Consider the following 18,195-nt stretch of genomic DNA (forward strand, 5'->3'; position numbering starts at 1 on the left):
ATTAAAAATTTGTGTGATGAAATTTTTTGAATGCGTTATTGGGATAGGGGGATATCCATGGGGAATATACAAGTTAGACCGGAAGAATTGAGAAGAATTGCAAAGAATTTTAAATATGCTAGTAATATAGAATCAGATCGTCATTTTAAAATTCAAGGGGAATTATTAAAGCTTCAAATGAGATGGGTTGGTGCTTCCAGTTTAAGTTTTTATAATGATCTACCTAGAATGAATAAAGCACATGAATCTTTTCTTAATATTATAAAGCAAATAGAAGATGAATTACTTCGTATAGCAGAGAAATTTGAAAAAGCTGATATGGAATACTCGTCTAAAAACTCTAAAAATCATTCACTTTTGATGAATTCAAAGTCAGCAGTTGAAGCGGGAGCTGGAGTAGTTGTAAAAGGAATTGGTTATGTAATTAATGGTGAAAAATATGAAAAATCACTTGTAGATGAAAAGGGAACTGGTGGTCTATTTATTAAGGGGCTTACAGTTGAAGCTGAGCCATTTGTAAGTTCTCGTACTTATGATAAATTTGATGTGAAAGATAAAAACAAGAGGGAACAAACTTTTGGACCAATGGCTGGTTTTACGGTAGCTCAAGCTGGAATAGAACTAGAGAATATTAAAGGATCTAATGTGGGAGCTGAAGCTAAAGTAGCACTTGCTACTGCAGAGTTAGGTGCTCATGTAGAAAATGGGAATTTACATATAGGAGCTGAAGCTACTCTGGTAAAATATGAGAGTGCTATAAAAATCCCACTTCCATTTTCTGATAAAAAATTACAAATTGGAGGATCGGCGTCACTTGGGACAGTCGGGGGATCTTTAGAAGCTGGAAAAAGTGGAGTGAAATTCCATGTACCATTTGGTCCTGGTGTAGGTTTATGGGGATTTGGTGGAGAATTTGCTATTAAAGAATAAAGGGGAAAATTAGTATGAATAAGAAAGTGAAAATTTTAAAATATTTTATGGTTATATTAGCTTGCATTGCAATTTTTGGGACAGTTTTACCTAATGCATTAGATCCAAATGAATCATTAGCAGGGAAAATTTCAATTGCAACTTTCGGTACAATTGGAGCTTGTTTACTATTCTCTATTATGTATTTTATTGTAAAAAAAGCTATTTTAAGAGGTGGGAAATAAGATGGGACAAAATTTAGAGTTAGAATTACTTCCAATAGGTTCTGTTGTAATGTTTAAAGATTGGGAACATCCATTAATGGTTTATGGAAGAAGACAAATGGATTCTGAAACAAAAACAACATGGGATTATGTATGTTGTTATTTCCCTCATGGTAATATTTCTTCAGAGTACAATTTCTTCTTGAATCATGAAGATATTTCTAGTGTGTTACATCTTGGTTTTATTAATGAAACAGAATTAGAGTTTCAAAAATTATTTAAAAAAGAAATTGAAGAAAAGCAGTGATTCTTTTTAGGTGTTGGTGTTTTTGAAATAGTTAAAGAATGGATTTTAATTCTCATATACATAAAAAAAGGGGAATTTCTATGAAATCATTACGTTTATTTATGATTCTCACTCTTGTTGTATTGTTAAGTGCGTGCAATACAGCAACACAAGTTACAAAGGTTCAAAAAAATGGCGAAACGACTTTGAAAATTGGTTCTCTGCAAGGGTATTACGATGTACAAACGCTTAAAGCTGAAAAAGGAAATGTGGAAATCCCTTATGAAGCAGCTGTTGAAGAAGGTACAATTTTATTACAAGTTACAAAAGATGATAAGGTTATTTATGAAGAAGAAATCACTTCTCAAAAAGAAGGTTTGCTTTCTTTTGAAGCTCCAAAATCCGGATCATATGATTTAATTGTACGCGTGAAGGGTGAAAAAGAGAAAGCAAAAGAAATTCAAATACATACTAAGCTATGAAAAAATGGCAAGTGGAGTGCACCCGCTTGCCTTTTCCATTTTCAGTTGATTCTGTTAAAACAAATGAAGTTAAAATAAGAGATGAACAAAAGAATATGTTACAACCTTGGCATGTTAGTAACGAAATTGATATCTCTCTTTTACATGATAAAAAGACTGGGTTTGATGCATTTTTATTCGAAAGAGATGTAGATGGTAAAAAGCAAGTAGTAGTATTTAGGGGGAGGGACATAAGGTGATGCTCTTTTTGGAGAAGGTGTCCCAGACTTTACTACAGATATTGATTATATATGGAGGGAAATAAGTTGAAAAGCATTGAAGTTCTAAATACATACATTGAAGGGATTTCTGTTGCAATCCCTACGTGGTTAAAACATCTAATTGAGGCAGAGGAGATACATCAAAACTATGAGAATGTACAAGCACTTGGTGCATTAAAAACAGATGCAGTGTTGTACTATGTACACCGTACGCTGCAAGTGCTAGATGGATTGCCTTTAGCTGAAGAAGCGTATCATATTATTGAAAAGGTACTAACGTATAGTGAACTTGCAAAGGTAGGATCTTTAAAACAGCGGGAGCAATGGAAGAAAAAAGGGATTAATCTATTGGTACATAATGAGGGTTCTGCTGATATCTTTAGTGACATTCAGTTTATTGAACGTGTAGAGACAAACTTAAACGCTATTGAATATTTGTTTATTCGAGATTTAATTAGAACACATGGATTAATCGGGCAGTATATCCGCGGAGAGGCTCGTTTGGACTCCCATATTGATTTAATTAACACATATAAAGAAGAATACGGAGACGTTAGGTTAAAGGAGATTCTATACTATCTTAACCAATGCATTATTGAGGGCGTATCAAAAGCTTTGTGGAGTGAAGTGAAGAACGATGTGAAGATTACAATTGATGGTTTGTTTGATGGTTATATGGAACCATTTACTTCTCGCATACATAGACTCACGCCAAAACATAAGGAGTCAGCATTTGAAAAAGATATAATTATGGGGAGCGAGAAGAGTGACGTTCAAACATTCTTATTTGATAAGGATTTATGGTATGTAGAACCGTCTATGCATGCTCTTAGCTTTGAGGATATTTGGACAGTTTTTGTTATGTTAAAGAATGAGATAGGCACTAGAAAAGTTCAGCATATACATTTCGAGAAATTGATGCAACAGCTGCATTATGATTTTAAAGGCGAAAAAAAGGACAACGTGTATCGTAAGCGGGTTATTGAGAAGTATCTACGGGAGTACCGTGAGAACGAGAAACCGAATACAACGCATGTTTCTTTTAAGGTTAAAGTCGATGAAGATATGAAGACTGCGTATGTGTCGTTTCAGTTTTCTGCTGTAGGTGAGGCGTTAATTACCTTCTGTGTAGAGGCAGAAAAGATAGATATGATGCATGCTCGGGCAAATGTGCTGCTGTTTGATTTCTTCGGGTTACGAAAGGATGCATATGATAGATTCCATAACGAAGAAGTGTATTTGGAGCATATGAATAGCTCGGCTGATGATAAACGAATTATTCTTGATTATATAAAGGGAGATACGATTGTAGATGTCGGAGCTGGTGGTGGTGTCATGCTAGACATGATTGAAGAAGAGACCGAGAATAAACGAATCTACGGTATCGATATTTCTGAAAACGTGATTGATACGTTGAAAAAGAAGAAGCAGAACGAAGGGCGTTCTTGGGACGTCATTAAAGGAGATGCAATCAACTTAAGCAGCTCGTTTGAACAAGAATCGGTTGATACGATTGTATATTCTTCTATCCTTCATGAGCTGTTCTCTTATATCGAGTATGAAGGTAAGAAATTCAATCATGAAGTTATTAAAAAGGGGCTGCAGAGTGCCTATAAGGTGTTAAAGCGAGGAGGTCGTATTATCATTCGTGATGGCATCATGACCGAAGATAAAAAGTTAATGCGGTTGATTCGTTTTAAAGATGCAGATGGAATGAAGTTCTTAGAGCAGTATGCCCATGAATTTAAGGGGCGTACAATCCAGTATGAAGTAATTGCAGAAAATACAGTCAAAATGCCTGTTAACGATGCAATGGAGTTCTTATATACATATACTTGGGGCGAGGACTCCTTCGTTCATGAAGTGCAGGAGCAGTTTGGAATCTTTACGCCAAACGATTATAAGGATTTTGTAAAGAGTATCTTTGGAGATAAAGTAAACATCGTTCAAGCTATGAACTATTTGCAGGATGGATATACAAACCATCTTAGCGAGAAAATCGAGTTTACAGATGAGTCTGGGAATGCGGTTGCGCTACCAGATAGTACTTTCTTTATGGTTTTAGAAAAGAGGCAATGATGTTGAAAACCTTTAAAAATATAATTTTAAAAAACTTAATTTAATAATCTTCAGTTAAAGAGCGTGTTTTTAGAGTAATGAAAAATTCCTAATTTCTTAATTTTATACTGAGAAACATATCCAAATAAGGTATTGGTAATTAAAACCGGGAACATTAGAACAACATCGCTAGCTGAAATTTATCGAAACTCCCCTGTGTTTCAAAACCTTCGTAATCCAGATAAGGATAAGAGGAAGTGTGGTATTTTTGAGTTTCGGTATGTTTGTGGGGAATTTCGTTCTAGAGCATATGCGATGACGGGGGATTAAATGGAAAGTGAGCCTTTTGCGTACATATTCCAAAAGCATTGCGAAAACAGAAAAAGAACATAAAAAGGGGCATGAGTAAAAGTTTACTCATAGCCCTTTTTTAATGTTTTATAATGTATAGTACTTAGCATCCTTCATTAAAAATTCACTACCTATATCTAGTGTACTAAAACAAGTTTTTTACACATGAATTCTATTAAATCGATTTTAATAAAGCGTAAAAATTCGTATCATATGGGATATCATCTTGATACATATAATTTTTTAGAACACCTTCTTTTTCAAAGCCTAATTTTAATAGTACTTTATTGGAAGCTTCATTTTCAAGAAATACAATTGCTCCAATCCGCTTTAAATGAATCGTATGGAAACCGTATGATATAACCTCAGAAACAGCTTCAGTCGCATATCCTTTTCCCCAGTGTTCAGGCAAAAAGGCATAACTTATATTGGCTCGTTTATGCTCAGAAGACCAATCGTGAAAACCAATGGTACCGATAAGTTCTTTCTTGTCTTTTAATTCGATCCCCCATTTTATACCGCTTCTTGCATTGTAACTCAACTTAAAGTTATGAATGATTTGTTTCACTTGATCAACATCTTGTAACGGTTTTTGGCCATAATAGCGCAGTACATTAGTATTAGAAAAGCATTGTAGTATACGCGGTGCATCTTCTTCGGTAAGTTCTCTTAAAATGAGTCTTTCAGTTTTTAATAAAGGAAACATATTTTCGCTCCTTTTCACATGAAAATAGAATGTATTTGTTATTATATAATTTAATCTGAAAATAAAGATTATTCAAGGCGTAAGGGAATTATTGTCTGGAAATAGATTATATAATTTATCTTAAAAAGAGTTTATAGGATTAATACAAATAATGAATTGAAAAAGGGTATTCCAAATAAAAATTGGAATACCCTTTTTTCATTACCCTACAAATGTTTGATACAGTAAGAAGATATTTAAAACGATAACGAGAGCAGCAATTATCCATGCGATAAATGTTGTTATACGGTGGTTAACGAGTGCACCCATAATCTTTTTATTACTTGTAAACATAATAAGTGGTACAAGTGCAAATGCAATACCGAATGATAAGACAACTTGACTCATAACTAGAGCGTAAGTTGGATTTACACCTAAAGCGATAATAACTAGTGGTGGAATCATTGTAATAAATCGGCGTAAATATAACGGAATATGCATGCGAATGAATCCTTGCATAATAATATCGCCTGACATTGTACCGACAGAAGAGCTTGATAAACCGGCTGATAACAGACCAATTCCAAACAAAGCAGCTGATATAGGACCTACTAAGTTGGTAAATTGAGTGTAAGCAACATCTAAATCTTCAACGTGCATACCATTTTTAAAAAATAGTGCAGCTGCAACAATTAACATACTCGCATTAATTGCTCCAGCGATAACCATTGCAATAATAATATCGATAAATTCGAAACGAAAAATCTTTTTCTTTTGTTCGTCAGTTGTTCCGACCACACGGCGTTGTATTAATGCAGAATGCAAGTATATTGCATGCGGCATAACTGTCGCACCTAAAATCCCTGCTGCAAGTAATATACTGTCTACACCTTGGAATTTTGGAATAAATAGTCCTGAAAGAAGGGGACTTAATTCTGGTTTTGCATAAAAAACTTGAATCCCAAAAGCAATTACTACAATGAAAATCATTCCTGTAATAATAGCTTCTAGTGGACGAAATCCTCTACGTTGAAATTCAAGGATAATAAATGATCCGGCTGCTGTAATTAAAGCGGCAGGTAGCATCGGGATTCCAAATAGTAAGTAAAGCCCCAAAGCAGCTCCAATAAATTCCGCTAAATCTGTAGCCATAATAACTAGTTCACCTTGTATCCATAAGCCGATAGACACAGGCTTTGGAAAGTTTTCACGAGCTATTTCGGGTAAATTGTTTCCTGTAGCAATTCCTAATTTAGCCGATAAAGTTTGGATTAATACAGCCATTAAGTTAGAAGCGAGTATAACCCATAATAGTAAATATCCATATTGTGAACCAGCTGCGATATTTGTAGCAAAGTTGCCAGGATCAATATAAGCAACGGACGCGATAAAAGCGGGTCCTAAAAATGGTAACAGTCTTTTCCAGCCTTTTGTTTCTCCACTTAAAGCTAAGTGAGCTGATTGTACAGTTGTACTTTCAGAAGGGAGATGTTTATCTTTTGTTATATCTTTATTCATAGTAGTTTTCCCCTTTAAAATGTTAACTTGATGAAATTATTGTATTTATTCTTACTCATTATTTCAATACATTTAAATATGTTATGTGATAATTTCATTTGAACACGAAAGTTTCCTTAATGCAAATTATATGCCTTTATGCAATGGATGGTGTGATAATGTAAAATGAATTGGGAGTTTATGGTGTGATGACATGGGGAAACATAGTGAATTAAAGGGCTGTTTTTGAAATTTATGTGAACATAAAGCTGATAATACAGCATATTAATTGATGGAATTGCAATTGTATGATATATAATATATTGGGATTACAACATAACCATAGTGTTATGATGTGTAATCTTGTTTTTTATTTTTGTTAACTGATAGAAAATAGTATAAAGAAAAGAAAATGGGATTCATTTTCTTATTATATATGTTTTGATATGAACGTTAACTTATACATGATTTTAAAAATTAGATAGGTGGTAGAAATACATTGGCAACTACAAAACCATACAGAGTATTACTATATTACATGTACACAACAATTGAAAACCCAGAAGAATTTGCTGCAGAGCATTTAGCATTTTGTAATTCACTTGAATTAAAAGGAAGAATTCTTGTAGCAAAAGAAGGTATTAACGGAACTTGTTCTGGAACTGTAGAGCAAACAGAGAAATACATGGAAGCAATGAATAATGATCCACGTTTTGATGGTATCGTATTTAAAATAGATGAAGAAGAAGGGCATGCATTCAAGAAAATGCACGTACGTCCTCGTCCAGAATTAGTTACACTTCGTCTAGAAGATGACATTAACCCACACGAAATAACTGGGAAGTATTTAGAGCCAAAAGATTTTTATGAGGCAATGAAACAAGAAGATACAGTTATCATTGATGCACGAAATGATTATGAGTTTGATTTAGGACACTTCAAAGGCGCGATTAAACCTGATATCGAATCATTCCGTGAATTACCAGATTGGATTAGAGAAAACAAAGAAACACTTGAAGGTAAAAAGATTTTAACATACTGTACAGGTGGAATTCGTTGTGAGAAATTCTCTGGTTGGTTAGTTCGTGAAGGTTATGAAGATGTAAGTCAGCTTCACGGCGGAATTGTAACGTACGGAAAAGATCCAGAAGTACAAGGTGAGCTTTGGGATGGGCAATGTTACGTGTTTGATGAACGTATCGCTGTTCCAGTAAACCAAAAAGAACATGTTATCGTTGGTAAAGATCACTTTACAGGTGAACCATGTGAGCGCTATGTAAACTGTTCAAATCCAGAATGTAATAAGAAAATTTTATGTTCTGAAGAAAACGAAGCGAAATATTTACGTGCATGTTCTCATGAATGTCGTGTAAGTCCACGTAACCGCTATGTAATACAACATGAATTAACTGAAGAACAAGTAGCTGCTGCATTAGAGAAAATCGAAGCAGGGAAGTAAGCTGAATTCGTATAATAAAAAGGTACTCCAAGTTTTATTTTGGAGTACCCTTTTTTTATTATCCAGTCCTGTCATTTGTCGTTTTTTGTCGGTAAGTCGATATATTTAAAAAATCGCTGATAAAAATTTCACTTACTGTAGCACACCAAGAATTTGAAAATAACCTTCTTTAGTTTTTATCCTCTTTTTCTTTTACAGCAGACAGTACCGTTTGTTTTACCCAAGCTTTTCTTTGTTTATGCTGTAGACCCCATTGGTATAAACTTTGGGCTCCTAAAATAAGTGAAATGACAATGCCGCTAATCGCAATTAATAGAGCGAAAAATTCAAGAGGTGACGATATTTTGTTTGAATCGGTGTTTCTTAAAAGGTCGATCATAGTAAACCCTAACATTTGGCCCACTACAGAGTAGAGCGTTAAAATTAATAATAAAAGGCTATCTTTTTTAGAGGCGACATTTTCTTGATATTTAAACAAACTATCAAGATTTTGTTTCGCATTCGAGTATAGAACCTCAATATTAAAAAGTTTTCTTAAGCGAAAGAAAATATCTTCACTTTGTGATTGGGATACTAATTCTAAAGAAAAATAATTAGCAGTGAACGAATTGATCGAATAAATTAATTTCTCTATTTCATTAGTATCTTGTTCAATGTTTAGCTCAGCATAGGCGTTTGCCATTTTTAATAAAACAATTTTATGAAATAGGTTTAATAATAAAGCGTAATAAAATTCTCCGAACATTTGACTAGCAAGTTTAGAGATTTCGCGTTCTCCATCATTTGTTACACATGTAAAAATATGTTCTTCCATTATGAAATAACGATTTGGAGCCCATCTCTGGTAAGCGTGTTTTTTTAAATAGTCATGAATGTAAGGAAGGTTATTTGCACTCACATAGGGCTTACCATCACTTGTTAATCCGGAAAGACTAGAAGTACGATAAACATCTACTTCATTAAGTTCCATACCTTCTTTTAGTGACAATAAAGTTTGAACGTACATTCTTTGGTCTTCAAAGAAAGGGAAGGTTTGAAAGTATGAACTTCTTAATCTCTTCTTTTCAAAGAAATCAGTTACACCATGAAATAAATAACCAAAAATGAATTTTTCAACTTGGGAATACTTCTTTCCGTTACATTCAATACAAATAGTCTCATTTGTATCATTTTTAGTTTCAAGTACACGGAAGCGAGCAGCGAATTCGATTGCTTCAGATAAAGTCATGTTTGGAGCAGTGTTTACTTCTGTTCGAATTGTTAAGAAGCCAAGTTCATAAGGACAAAGTGTTACATCAATAGAGTGTATCTTGAATGGAATTGAAATAAGGTTTGTTGTTAAATGTCCAGTTAAGTTAAGGTCCTTTGAATAACGTTGCAAGCCCTTTTGATGCTCTGAATGAGGAAAGAGAATTTTATTTGTAAATGAAAGATAGTATGCTTCCATATTTTGATGTGAAACTTTAAACTCCCCATAATATGTATTTTCATCATCGAGATGATCGAGCCGAAAAGGACGAAAATCGTTTTTTTGTAAGAAAGGGAACATATTTTGTTCATATCCAGCTTTAAACGAAAACGGGAATATAAATTGGAATATAGCTGTTGCTACACCTTTTTCCTCAATTGATTGTATTGCCTCCATCTACATTGTGTCCTTTCCATATATGCTATAGAAACAACATGCCCAAATTTATTTGAAAATAACCACTCTTTTATACTCAATTGAGAGTGAAAATTCAGCTTATTTAGCAGGGAACATGTATAATGTTATGTATACTAAAAGTTATAAAATTGTATTTTGAAAAGGGGGATGCTGTATGCGGATTTTAGTATTAGGCGCTGGTGGAGTCGGAGGATTTTTTGGTGGCAGATTAGTCGAGAAGGGAGAAGATGTCACGTTTCTTGTTCGTAGTAAACGGAAAAAACAATTAGAGGAAAGAGGACTTGTAATCCGAAGTGTTAACGGGGATTTTTCCTTCCGACCGAAATTAATAACGAAAGAAGAGCGAACTTCTCCATTTGATGTCATTTTATTTTCAACAAAAGCGTATCACTTAAACGAGGCAATTCAAGATTTGAAGCCGTTTGTTGGCGAAAATACTGTAATCATTCCATTGTTAAATGGTATCGCTCATTTATCGCTATTACAAAAAGAATTCGGCGAAGAAAAAGTAATTGGCGGTTTATGCTTTATCGAGACGACGTTAAACAATCAAGGAGAAATTGTACAAACTAGCGCTGCCAACAGACTTGTGTTTGGAGAAATTAAGTCTCAAAATTCAGAGAGAGTAAAGCATATTTCTAAAGCATTTTCAGGTACGAAATCTAGTTTTGTTTTAAGTGAAAATATTACGCAAGATATGTGGCATAAATATTTATTTATTACTGTAATGTCAGGTGTGACAACGTTAATGCGTGCACCAATTGGACCAATCCGTGAAAGTGAAGGCGGCCGTGATTTTATCCGTAATGTGTTTGAGGAATCTGTACAAATCATGAGAGTATTAGGAGCTCCAGTAAAGGCTAATATTGCCCAGGAACATATGAAAACGATTGATAAAATTTCGTATGATATGAAGTCATCAATGCAACGTGATATGGAAAAGGGTTCGTTTATTGAAGGGAAGCACTTGCAAGGATATTTACTGGATGTAGCAGAGAAATTTTCTATAGCGGCACCATTATTAGAATCTATATATCAAAATTTAAAGGTGTATGAAGAGATGACCTTTAACAAATCTGTAATAGAATTAGATGTATGAAAAAATAAAAAAGATAGCAATATATAAGTGTATTGCTATCTTTTTTATTTTTTTGTATGACAAATTATTTATTTCTTTTCGTTCTATCTGTCAAATTTATTTCCTGTTCACGTTTACCATATAACTGATTAATTTCATTTGCTACTGCATCTAAATATGAATCGGAAAAAATAGGCTTCTTTTCTTTAGACATATGGGTCTCCTTTGCGGATTTTTAATATTCATTATGTATATTTCTCAGCGGATTATGCGCAATCATTTTAATTTTTTTCTTATTAAAAATTTTTGTTTACTTTTTGAAAATAAAGGAGTATTATAATCCACAGTTTCAATTTTCTAAATCGCTGAAACCGCATGGTACGGGGGACCCGTTTTTACGGATTAGTACATAATCCGATGGGGTGAATCCTTGAAAAAGGTAGGGCTACTCATAGGCCCGAATCCGACAGCTAACCTCGTAAGCGTTATATTGAGAAGGAAGGTGGAGCTTGTGCGACAAAAAAAATAATGTCTACAAGTCTATTTCGCTATGGCTTGTAGACATTTTTTGTTTTCTGAAGAAATAGTTTACTGGCTGTAACAAGCAGAAAAGTTCGTACAAAATTATTGGAGAGTGGACAGCATTGGTTTCATCTATTAAAAGATTTTTAATTGGAAGACCGTTAAAATCAACAGAGCTTGGAGAACAAAAGCTTAATAAAACGAAAGCTTTAGCTATTTTATCTTCTGACGCATTGTCATCAGTTGCTTACGGTCCAGAACAAATTTTAATTGCTTTAGCAGGTGTGGGAGCGATCGCTTATTGGTATTCCATTCCGATCGCTGTTGGGGTATTAGTATTATTGACAGCCCTTATTTTATCTTATCGTCAAATTATTTTTGCTTATCCGCATGGCGGGGGAGCGTATGTTGTATCAAAAGAAAATTTAGGGATGAATCCAGGCTTAATTGCTGGAGGATCTTTATTAGTCGACTATATTTTAACTGTTGCGGTAAGTGTATCTGCAGGTACAGATGCGCTAACATCTGCTTTTCCTAGTTTACATGCACATAATGTAATCATTGCGATTATATTTGTTATATTTATTACCATCTTAAATTTAAGAGGAGTAACGGAATCAGCTTCTGTTTTAGCATATCCTGTTTATTTATTTGTTTTAGCCCTATTTATATTAATTGGTGTAGGCATATATAATATTTTGACTGGTCACGTTTCACCAACTTTACACACGCCGATCGGAACGCCGGTTGCGGGTATTAGTTTGTTTTTACTGTTAAGAGCATTTGCATCAGGTAGTTCTGCTTTAACAGGTGTTGAAGCAATTTCAAACGCAATTCCGAACTTTAAAGATCCTGCGCCAAACAATGCTGCAAAAACATTGCTTGCAATGGGTGCATTACTTGCTGTGTTATTTTCAGGAATTGTATTTTTAGCTTATTATTACGGAGTGACGCCGAGTAAAGAAGTAACAGTTGTTTCTCAAATTGCTGAACAAACATTTGGACGTAATTTCATGTACTATTTCATACAAGGTACAACAGCTTTAATATTAATTCTCGCAGCTAATACAGGCTATTCTGCATTTCCTTTATTAGCGGTTAACCTCGCAAAAGATAAATTTATACCGAGAATGTTTACGATTAGAGGAGACCGTCTAGGTTACTCAAACGGTATTATAATACTTGGAGTTGCTTCGATTATTTTAATTGTAGCTTTCCAAGGACAAACAGAACATTTAATTCCGTTATATGCAGTAGGGGTATTTATTCCATTTACACTTTCTCAAACAGGGATGGTATTAAAGTGGCTTCGCGAAAAACCTGAAGGATGGGTTTTAAAATTAACGGTTAATTTAATTGGTGCAGTTATTAGTTTTATCGTAATGAGCATGTTCTTTTTAACTAAATTTGCACAAGTTTGGTCGATTCTTATTTTCTTACCTGCTATTATCTTCTTGTTTCATCGAATTAAGAAGCATTATGATGCAGTGGGTGATCAATTAAGTTTAAAAACTTGTGAACCTCTTATTCCAATTGAGGGGAATGTAATTGTCGTTCCTGTAGCAGGTATGACGCATGTAGTAGAAAATTCATTGAACTATGCGAAATCTCTTTCGGCAGATCAAGTTATCGCTGTATATGTTGCTTTTGACAGAGAAGAGGAAAAGAAATTTGAAGAGAAATGGAAGGTGTGGCAACCTGAAGTAAGGCTTGTTACATTACATTCTCATTATAGAAGTATTATTCAGCCGCTAACGAAGTTCATTGATACAGTGCAATATAAGGCAAGTGAATCGAATTACCGCGTTACGGTCGTTATACCACAGTTCATTCCGAAAAAAGGTTGGCATAACATTCTTCATAATCAATCCAGTTTACTCATACGTGCGTATTTACTTTATAAAAGAAATGTTGTTATTACGACAGTTCCATATCATTTGAAAAAATAAGAAGATTTTTGAAGGATAGCTTCGTGAAAATGAAGCTATCCTTTTTGTGTATATGCTATGCATAATTGCATATGGATTTAAAAATTATATTAATATAATTTTATCGGTTATTTGCAAGTAGTGTTTTCTGTTGTGATATATAGATATTTCAATCGATAAAGTGAATCGGATTATATTTTGAAATAAGGACATGAAAGCTTGAAAATAAAGGGAATGAAAATACTTCTTTACGTTATATAAACAGCTGTGTTTAAATGACCTTACAGTACAAAACATATATGAAAACAAAACGAAATTTCATATTTACGCATGTTGTTTAGTTTAAAATGAATAATATTTTTAAGTAATATATTCACTATGTGAATGTGAGAATTTCGATGAAATAGAAAACTTATACAATGTTATTCATACTAAACACATATGAAAAATAATAAAATGTTTTGTGACGATAAGTAAGTACTGTAGCAATACGAGAGAGGTGGTTCATACATGGATCACGGTGAGAACGTTCTCTATTTTAATCATCTCAAATTATGGGCAAGAAAATAGAATAATAAAATGCGATAGTAATAGTTGCTAATACATAGGAGGAGTTAAAGTGAAAAAGACTTTAATTACAGGGTTATTGGTTACAGCAGTATCTACGAGTTGCTTCATTCCTGTAAGCGCTTACGCTAAGGAGGGGCAAACAGAAGTGAAAACAGTATATGCGCAAAATGTAATTGCTCCAAATACATTATCCAATTCAATTAGAATGTTAGGATCACAATCACCGCTTATTCAAGCATACGGATTAATTATCTTGCAACAGCCAGACATTAAGGTAAATGCGATGAGTAGCTTAACGAATCATCAAAAGTTTGCAAAGGCGAATGTAAGAGAATGGATTGATGAATATAATCCGAAGCTAATTGACTTAAATCAAGAAATGATGAGATACAGCACTAGATTTAATAGCTATTATAGTAAGCTCTATGAACTAGCAGGAAACGTAAATGAAGATCAGCAAGCAAAAGCAGATTTTATGAGTGCATATGGAAAATTACAATTGCAAGTACAAAGCATCCAAGAGAGTATGGAGCAAGATTTATTAGAGTTAAATAGATTTAAAACAGTATTAGACAAAGATAGTAACAACTTATCAATTAAAGCCGATGAAGCAATAAAAACACTGCAAGGATCAAGTGGAGATATTGTGAAATTAAGAGAAGATATTAAAAGAATTCAAGGGGAAATTCAAGCTGAACTAACTACTATTTTGAATAGACCTCAAGAAATCATTAAAGGTTCTATTAATATCGGTAAACAAGTATTTACAATCACAAATCAAACTGCACAAACGAAAACAATCGATTTTGTTTCTATCGGTACTTTAAGTAATGAAATTGTAAATGCTGCAGATAGTCAAACGAGAGAAGCAGCTCTTCGCATTCAACAAAAGCAAAAAGAGTTATTACCACTTATTCAAAAGTTATCACAAACTGAAGCAGAGGCGACTCAAATTACATTCGTTGAAGATCAAGTAAATAGCTTTACAGAATTAATTGATCGTCAAATTACAACTTTAGAAACGTTATTAACGGATTGGAAAGTTTTAAATAATAATATGATTCAAATTCAAACAAATGTTGAAGAAGGCACGTATACAGACAGTAGTTTACTTCAAAAACATTTCAATCAAATTAAAAAAGTAAGTGATGAAATGAATAAGCAAACAAATCAATTTGAAGATTACGTTACAAACGTTGAAGTACATTAAACAGAAAAATAATTAGCGATATAGGGAGAGAAGAAAAATGACAAAAAAACCTTATAAAGTAATGGCTCTATCAGCACTTATGGCAGTATTTGCAGCAGGAAATATTATGCCGGCTCATACGTATGCAGCTGAAAGTACAGTGAAACAAGCTCCAGTTCATGCGGTAGCAAAAGCTTATAATGACTATGAAGAATACTCATTAGGACCAGAAGGCTTGAAAGATGCAATGGAAAGAACAGGTTCAAATGCTTTAGTAATGGATCTGTACGCTTTAACAATTATTAAACAAGGTAATGTTAACTTTGGAAATGTATCGTCTGTTGATGCGGCTTTAAAAGGGAAAGTAATTCAGCACCAAGATACAGCTAGAGGAAATGCGAAGCAATGGTTAGATGTATTAAAACCACAGCTTATTTCAACAAATCAAAATATCATTAACTACAATACGAAATTCCAAAACTATTATGATACTTTAGTTGCTGCAGTTGATGCAAAGGATAAAGCGACTCTTACGAAAGGCTTAACTAGATTATCAAGTAGTATTAATGAAAATAAAGCACAAGTGGATCAGTTAGTAGAAGACTTGAAGAAATTCCGAAATAAAATGACTTCGGATACGCAAAACTTCAAGGGTGATGCAAATCAAATTACATCTATATTAGCTAGTCAAGATGCAGGGATTCCGCTTCTGCAAAATCAAATTACAACGTACAATGAAGCAATTAGTAAATATAATGCAATTATTATCGGTTCATCTGTTGCGACAGCTCTAGGACCAATTGCAATTATCGGTGGTGCAGTAGTTATTGCTACGGGCGCAGGAACACCGCTAGGAGTAGCATTAATTGCAGGTGGTGCAGCAGCTGTAGGCGGTGGTACAGCTGGAATCGTATTAGCGAAGAAAGAGCTTGATAATGCACAAGCAGAAATTCAAAAGATAACAGGACAAGTTACAACTGCGCAATTAGAAGTAGCAGGATTAACGAACATTAAAACACAAACAGAGTATTTAACAAATACAATTGATACTGCAATTACAGCGTTACAAAATATTTCAAACCAATGGTACACAATGGGATCAAAATACAATTCTTTACTTCAAAATGTAGATTCTATTAGTCCAAACGACCTAGTTTTCATTAAAGAAGATTTAAACATTGCGAAAGATAGCTGGAAAAACATTAAAGACTATGCAGAAAAGATTTATGCTGAAGATATTAAAGTAGTAGATACGAAAAAAGCATAATTGAATACGAATCGTTAGAGCGTTAAGTGTTGATGAATGATTTGAAGCTCCTGTTCAGTTGTGAGCAGGAGCTTTTGATATCCTTATAAGGAGAATAGGTGAAAAATATGCAGAAAAGTTTTTATAAAAAATGTCTTTTAGCGGTAATGATTGCTGGGGTGGCAACAAGTAACGCATTTCCTTTACATCCTTTTGCAGCAGAACAAAATGTAAAGGTGCTACAAGAAAATGTGAAAAACTATTCTCTTGGACCAGCTGGATTCCAAGATGTAATGGCACAAACGACATCAAGTATATTTGCAATGGATTCATATGCAAAATTAATTCAAAATCAACAAGAGACGGATTTAAGTAAAATAAGTTCGATTAATAGTGAATTTAAAGGGAATATGATTCAGCATCAAAGAGATGCAAAAGTTAATGCAGCATATTGGTTAAATAATATGAAGCCTCAAATTATGAAAACGGATCAAAATATTATAAATTACAATAATACTTTTCAATCGTATTATAATGACATGTTAATAGCGATTGATCAAAAGGATAGCGGAAAATTAAAAGCGGATTTAGAAAAGTTGTATGCGGATATTGTAAAGAATCAAAATGAGGTAGATGGATTATTAGGGAATTTGAAAGCTTTTCGCGATAGAATGGCGAAAGATACAAATAGTTTCAAAGAGGATACAAATCAGTTAACAGCGATATTGGCAAGTACGAATGCTGGTATTCCAGCTTTAGAGCAACAAATAAATACATATAACGATTCAATTAAAAAGAGTAATGATATGGTCATTGCTGGTGGCGTACTTTGCGTAGCGCTAATAACATGTCTTGCTGGCGGGCCAATGATTGCGGTTGCGAAAAAAGATATCGCAAATGCAGAAAGAGAAATCGCTAATTTAAAAGATAGAATTTCAGGAGCGCAAGCAGAAGTCTTAATTTTGACTGATGTAAAAAATAAAACAACAAACATGACAGAAACAATTGATGCAGCAATTACAGCACTACAAAACATATCAAATCAATGGTATACAGTAGGTGCAAAATATAATAATTTACTACAAAACGTAAAAGGAATTTCTCCAGAAGAGTTTACGTTTATAAAAGAAGATTTACATACAGCGAAAGATAGCTGGAAAGATGTAAAGGATTATACAGAAAAATTACATGAAGGTGTGGCAAAGTAAACAGTGGACTAGTTCTGCTGTTTATTTTTTTATCCTGTTTTTTGTGAGAGTTGAACTTGCAATTATATATAAGTTTGTCATGTATTTTTATATTTTTTATAAATTCTAAAAGGACATTCCCTATTGTTGGTATGATAGACAGAAACTGTTTTTTTAGAACAGGAGACAATAAATAGGGAAAATAACATTAGGATTATTAGTTATATTTCTACTTATATTTATGTACATGTCTTTAGTAGGAGATGAGAATAAGGGTTCCTTAACTCCTAATCTGATTTCAAAGGAAAAATATTTAGAAATTGATTCTGTTGCTGGAGGTACATTTAGAGATTATGGTCAAGAAGCAGAAGCAGTGTTTGAAAAACTAAGTAGTCAGAAAAATGTTGAAACAAAAAAGATTTTTTGAGGAAGAAATTTTTGAAGAATCATTATAGACTTTTACTTTATTAGTATTAACTGAAACTTATTCACTTAATTTCCTATCAGAAATTATAAAGTGAAAACAGAACATGAAATACGCAAAAAATATCACAGGGCAGATCCTCAAAATATTTCAAAATCCACCCTGTGATCATAT

Annotated in this window: 17 protein-coding genes, 1 pseudogene and 1 riboswitch; of the genes and pseudogenes, 14 read left to right on the top strand and 4 right to left on the bottom strand. The window is 33.5% G+C overall.

Translation table 11 applies throughout. The features are described 5' to 3' along the window. The first annotated feature begins 57 nt into the window (after positions 1-57). The 7 genes and pseudogenes from BM089_RS04925 to BM089_RS30540 form a co-directional block, all read left to right on the top strand. Positions 58-930: a WXG100 family type VII secretion target gene (locus tag BM089_RS04925; RefSeq protein WP_090976159.1), complete on the top strand. Its 873-nt coding sequence runs from the start codon at positions 58-60 to the stop codon at positions 928-930. Positions 931-944: 14 nt separating this feature from the next. Further along, positions 945-1,154, top strand: a complete 210-nt coding sequence (locus tag BM089_RS04930; RefSeq protein ID WP_001036914.1) for a hypothetical protein — start codon at positions 945-947, stop codon at positions 1,152-1,154. 1 nt (position 1,155) lies between these two features. Beyond that, positions 1,156-1,440, top strand: a complete 285-nt coding sequence (locus tag BM089_RS04935; RefSeq protein ID WP_000531359.1) for a DUF4176 domain-containing protein — start codon at positions 1,156-1,158, stop codon at positions 1,438-1,440. 80 nt (positions 1,441-1,520) lie between these two features. Beyond that, on the top strand, positions 1,521-1,901 hold the full coding sequence (locus BM089_RS04940) for a BA_1872 family lipoprotein (RefSeq protein ID WP_000838921.1): 381 nt from the start codon (positions 1,521-1,523) through the stop codon (positions 1,899-1,901). Positions 1,902-1,927: 26 nt separating this feature from the next. After that, on the top strand, positions 1,928-2,140 hold the full coding sequence (locus BM089_RS04945) for a hypothetical protein (protein WP_139213206.1): 213 nt from the start codon (positions 1,928-1,930) through the stop codon (positions 2,138-2,140). A 51-nt stretch (positions 2,141-2,191) separates the two neighbouring features. Continuing rightward, positions 2,192-4,240, top strand: a complete 2,049-nt coding sequence (locus BM089_RS04950; RefSeq protein WP_088020844.1) for a class I SAM-dependent methyltransferase — start codon at positions 2,192-2,194, stop codon at positions 4,238-4,240. Positions 4,241-4,351: 111 nt separating this feature from the next. After that, positions 4,352-4,653 (top strand): annotated as a pseudogene (locus tag BM089_RS30540) (radical SAM/SPASM domain-containing protein); the annotation flags it as partial. 92 nt (positions 4,654-4,745) lie between these two features. On the opposite strand, the gene BM089_RS04955 reads toward BM089_RS30540, so the two are convergent. Together BM089_RS04955 and BM089_RS04960 are read right to left on the bottom strand one after the other, a co-directional pair. After that, positions 4,746-5,276, bottom strand: coding sequence for a GNAT family N-acetyltransferase (locus BM089_RS04955; protein ID WP_090976161.1), 531 nt, complete (start codon positions 5,274-5,276; stop codon positions 4,746-4,748). A 201-nt stretch (positions 5,277-5,477) separates the two neighbouring features. Next, the gene (locus BM089_RS04960) at positions 5,478-6,773 is read right to left on the bottom strand and encodes an Nramp family divalent metal transporter (RefSeq protein ID WP_090976163.1); all 1,296 of its coding nucleotides are present in this window, start codon (positions 6,771-6,773) and stop codon (positions 5,478-5,480) included. Between the two features lie 478 nt (positions 6,774-7,251). On the opposite strand from BM089_RS04960, the gene BM089_RS04965 reads away from it, so the two are divergent. Next, positions 7,252-8,211, top strand: coding sequence for an oxygen-dependent tRNA uridine(34) hydroxylase TrhO (locus BM089_RS04965; RefSeq protein ID WP_000246224.1), 960 nt, complete (start codon positions 7,252-7,254; stop codon positions 8,209-8,211). A gap of 169 nt (positions 8,212-8,380) precedes the next feature. Here BM089_RS04965 and BM089_RS04970 read toward each other — a convergent pair whose 3' ends face one another. Then, complete coding sequence (locus BM089_RS04970) at positions 8,381-9,856, bottom strand: hypothetical protein (protein WP_000387439.1); 1,476 nt, start codon at positions 9,854-9,856, stop codon at positions 8,381-8,383. Between the two features lie 175 nt (positions 9,857-10,031). Between BM089_RS04970 and panE the strand changes: the two genes are divergently transcribed. Beyond that, entirely contained in the window at positions 10,032-10,976 is a 945-nt protein-coding gene (gene panE, locus BM089_RS04975; RefSeq protein ID WP_001221913.1) for a 2-dehydropantoate 2-reductase, read from the top strand. 64 nt (positions 10,977-11,040) lie between these two features. On the opposite strand, the gene BM089_RS31745 is transcribed toward panE, so the two are convergent. After that, positions 11,041-11,169: a hypothetical protein gene (locus tag BM089_RS31745; protein ID WP_000031873.1), complete on the bottom strand. Its 129-nt coding sequence runs from the start codon at positions 11,167-11,169 to the stop codon at positions 11,041-11,043. A gap of 139 nt (positions 11,170-11,308) precedes the next feature. Next, positions 11,309-11,455, top strand: a riboswitch (cyclic di-AMP (ydaO/yuaA leader). A 144-nt stretch (positions 11,456-11,599) separates the two neighbouring features. On the opposite strand from BM089_RS31745, the gene BM089_RS04980 reads away from it, so the two are divergent. From BM089_RS04980 to BM089_RS05005, 5 genes are all read left to right on the top strand, one after another. Then, positions 11,600-13,426: an APC family permease gene (locus BM089_RS04980; protein WP_000254901.1), complete on the top strand. Its 1,827-nt coding sequence runs from the start codon at positions 11,600-11,602 to the stop codon at positions 13,424-13,426. Between the two features lie 598 nt (positions 13,427-14,024). Next, on the top strand, positions 14,025-15,185 hold the full coding sequence (nheA, locus tag BM089_RS04990) for a non-hemolytic enterotoxin NHE subunit A (RefSeq protein WP_000751828.1): 1,161 nt from the start codon (positions 14,025-14,027) through the stop codon (positions 15,183-15,185). Between the two features lie 37 nt (positions 15,186-15,222). Further along, positions 15,223-16,431 carry a non-hemolytic enterotoxin NHE subunit B gene (gene nheB / locus BM089_RS04995; protein WP_000162968.1) on the top strand — a complete coding sequence of 403 codons (1,209 nt, stop codon included), beginning with the start codon at positions 15,223-15,225 and terminating at the stop codon, positions 16,429-16,431. Positions 16,432-16,538: 107 nt separating this feature from the next. Beyond that, positions 16,539-17,618: a non-hemolytic enterotoxin NHE subunit C gene (gene nheC, locus BM089_RS05000; RefSeq protein WP_063246126.1), complete on the top strand. Its 1,080-nt coding sequence runs from the start codon at positions 16,539-16,541 to the stop codon at positions 17,616-17,618. Positions 17,619-17,844: 226 nt separating this feature from the next. Next, positions 17,845-18,024, top strand: coding sequence for a hypothetical protein (locus BM089_RS05005; protein WP_000060529.1), 180 nt, complete (start codon positions 17,845-17,847; stop codon positions 18,022-18,024). The last annotated feature ends 171 nt before the right edge of the window (positions 18,025-18,195 follow it).

It is taken from the genome of Bacillus sp. 5mfcol3.1 (genome assembly GCF_900114335.1).
Taxonomy (GTDB): domain Bacteria; phylum Bacillota; class Bacilli; order Bacillales; family Bacillaceae_G; genus Bacillus_A; species Bacillus_A thuringiensis_S.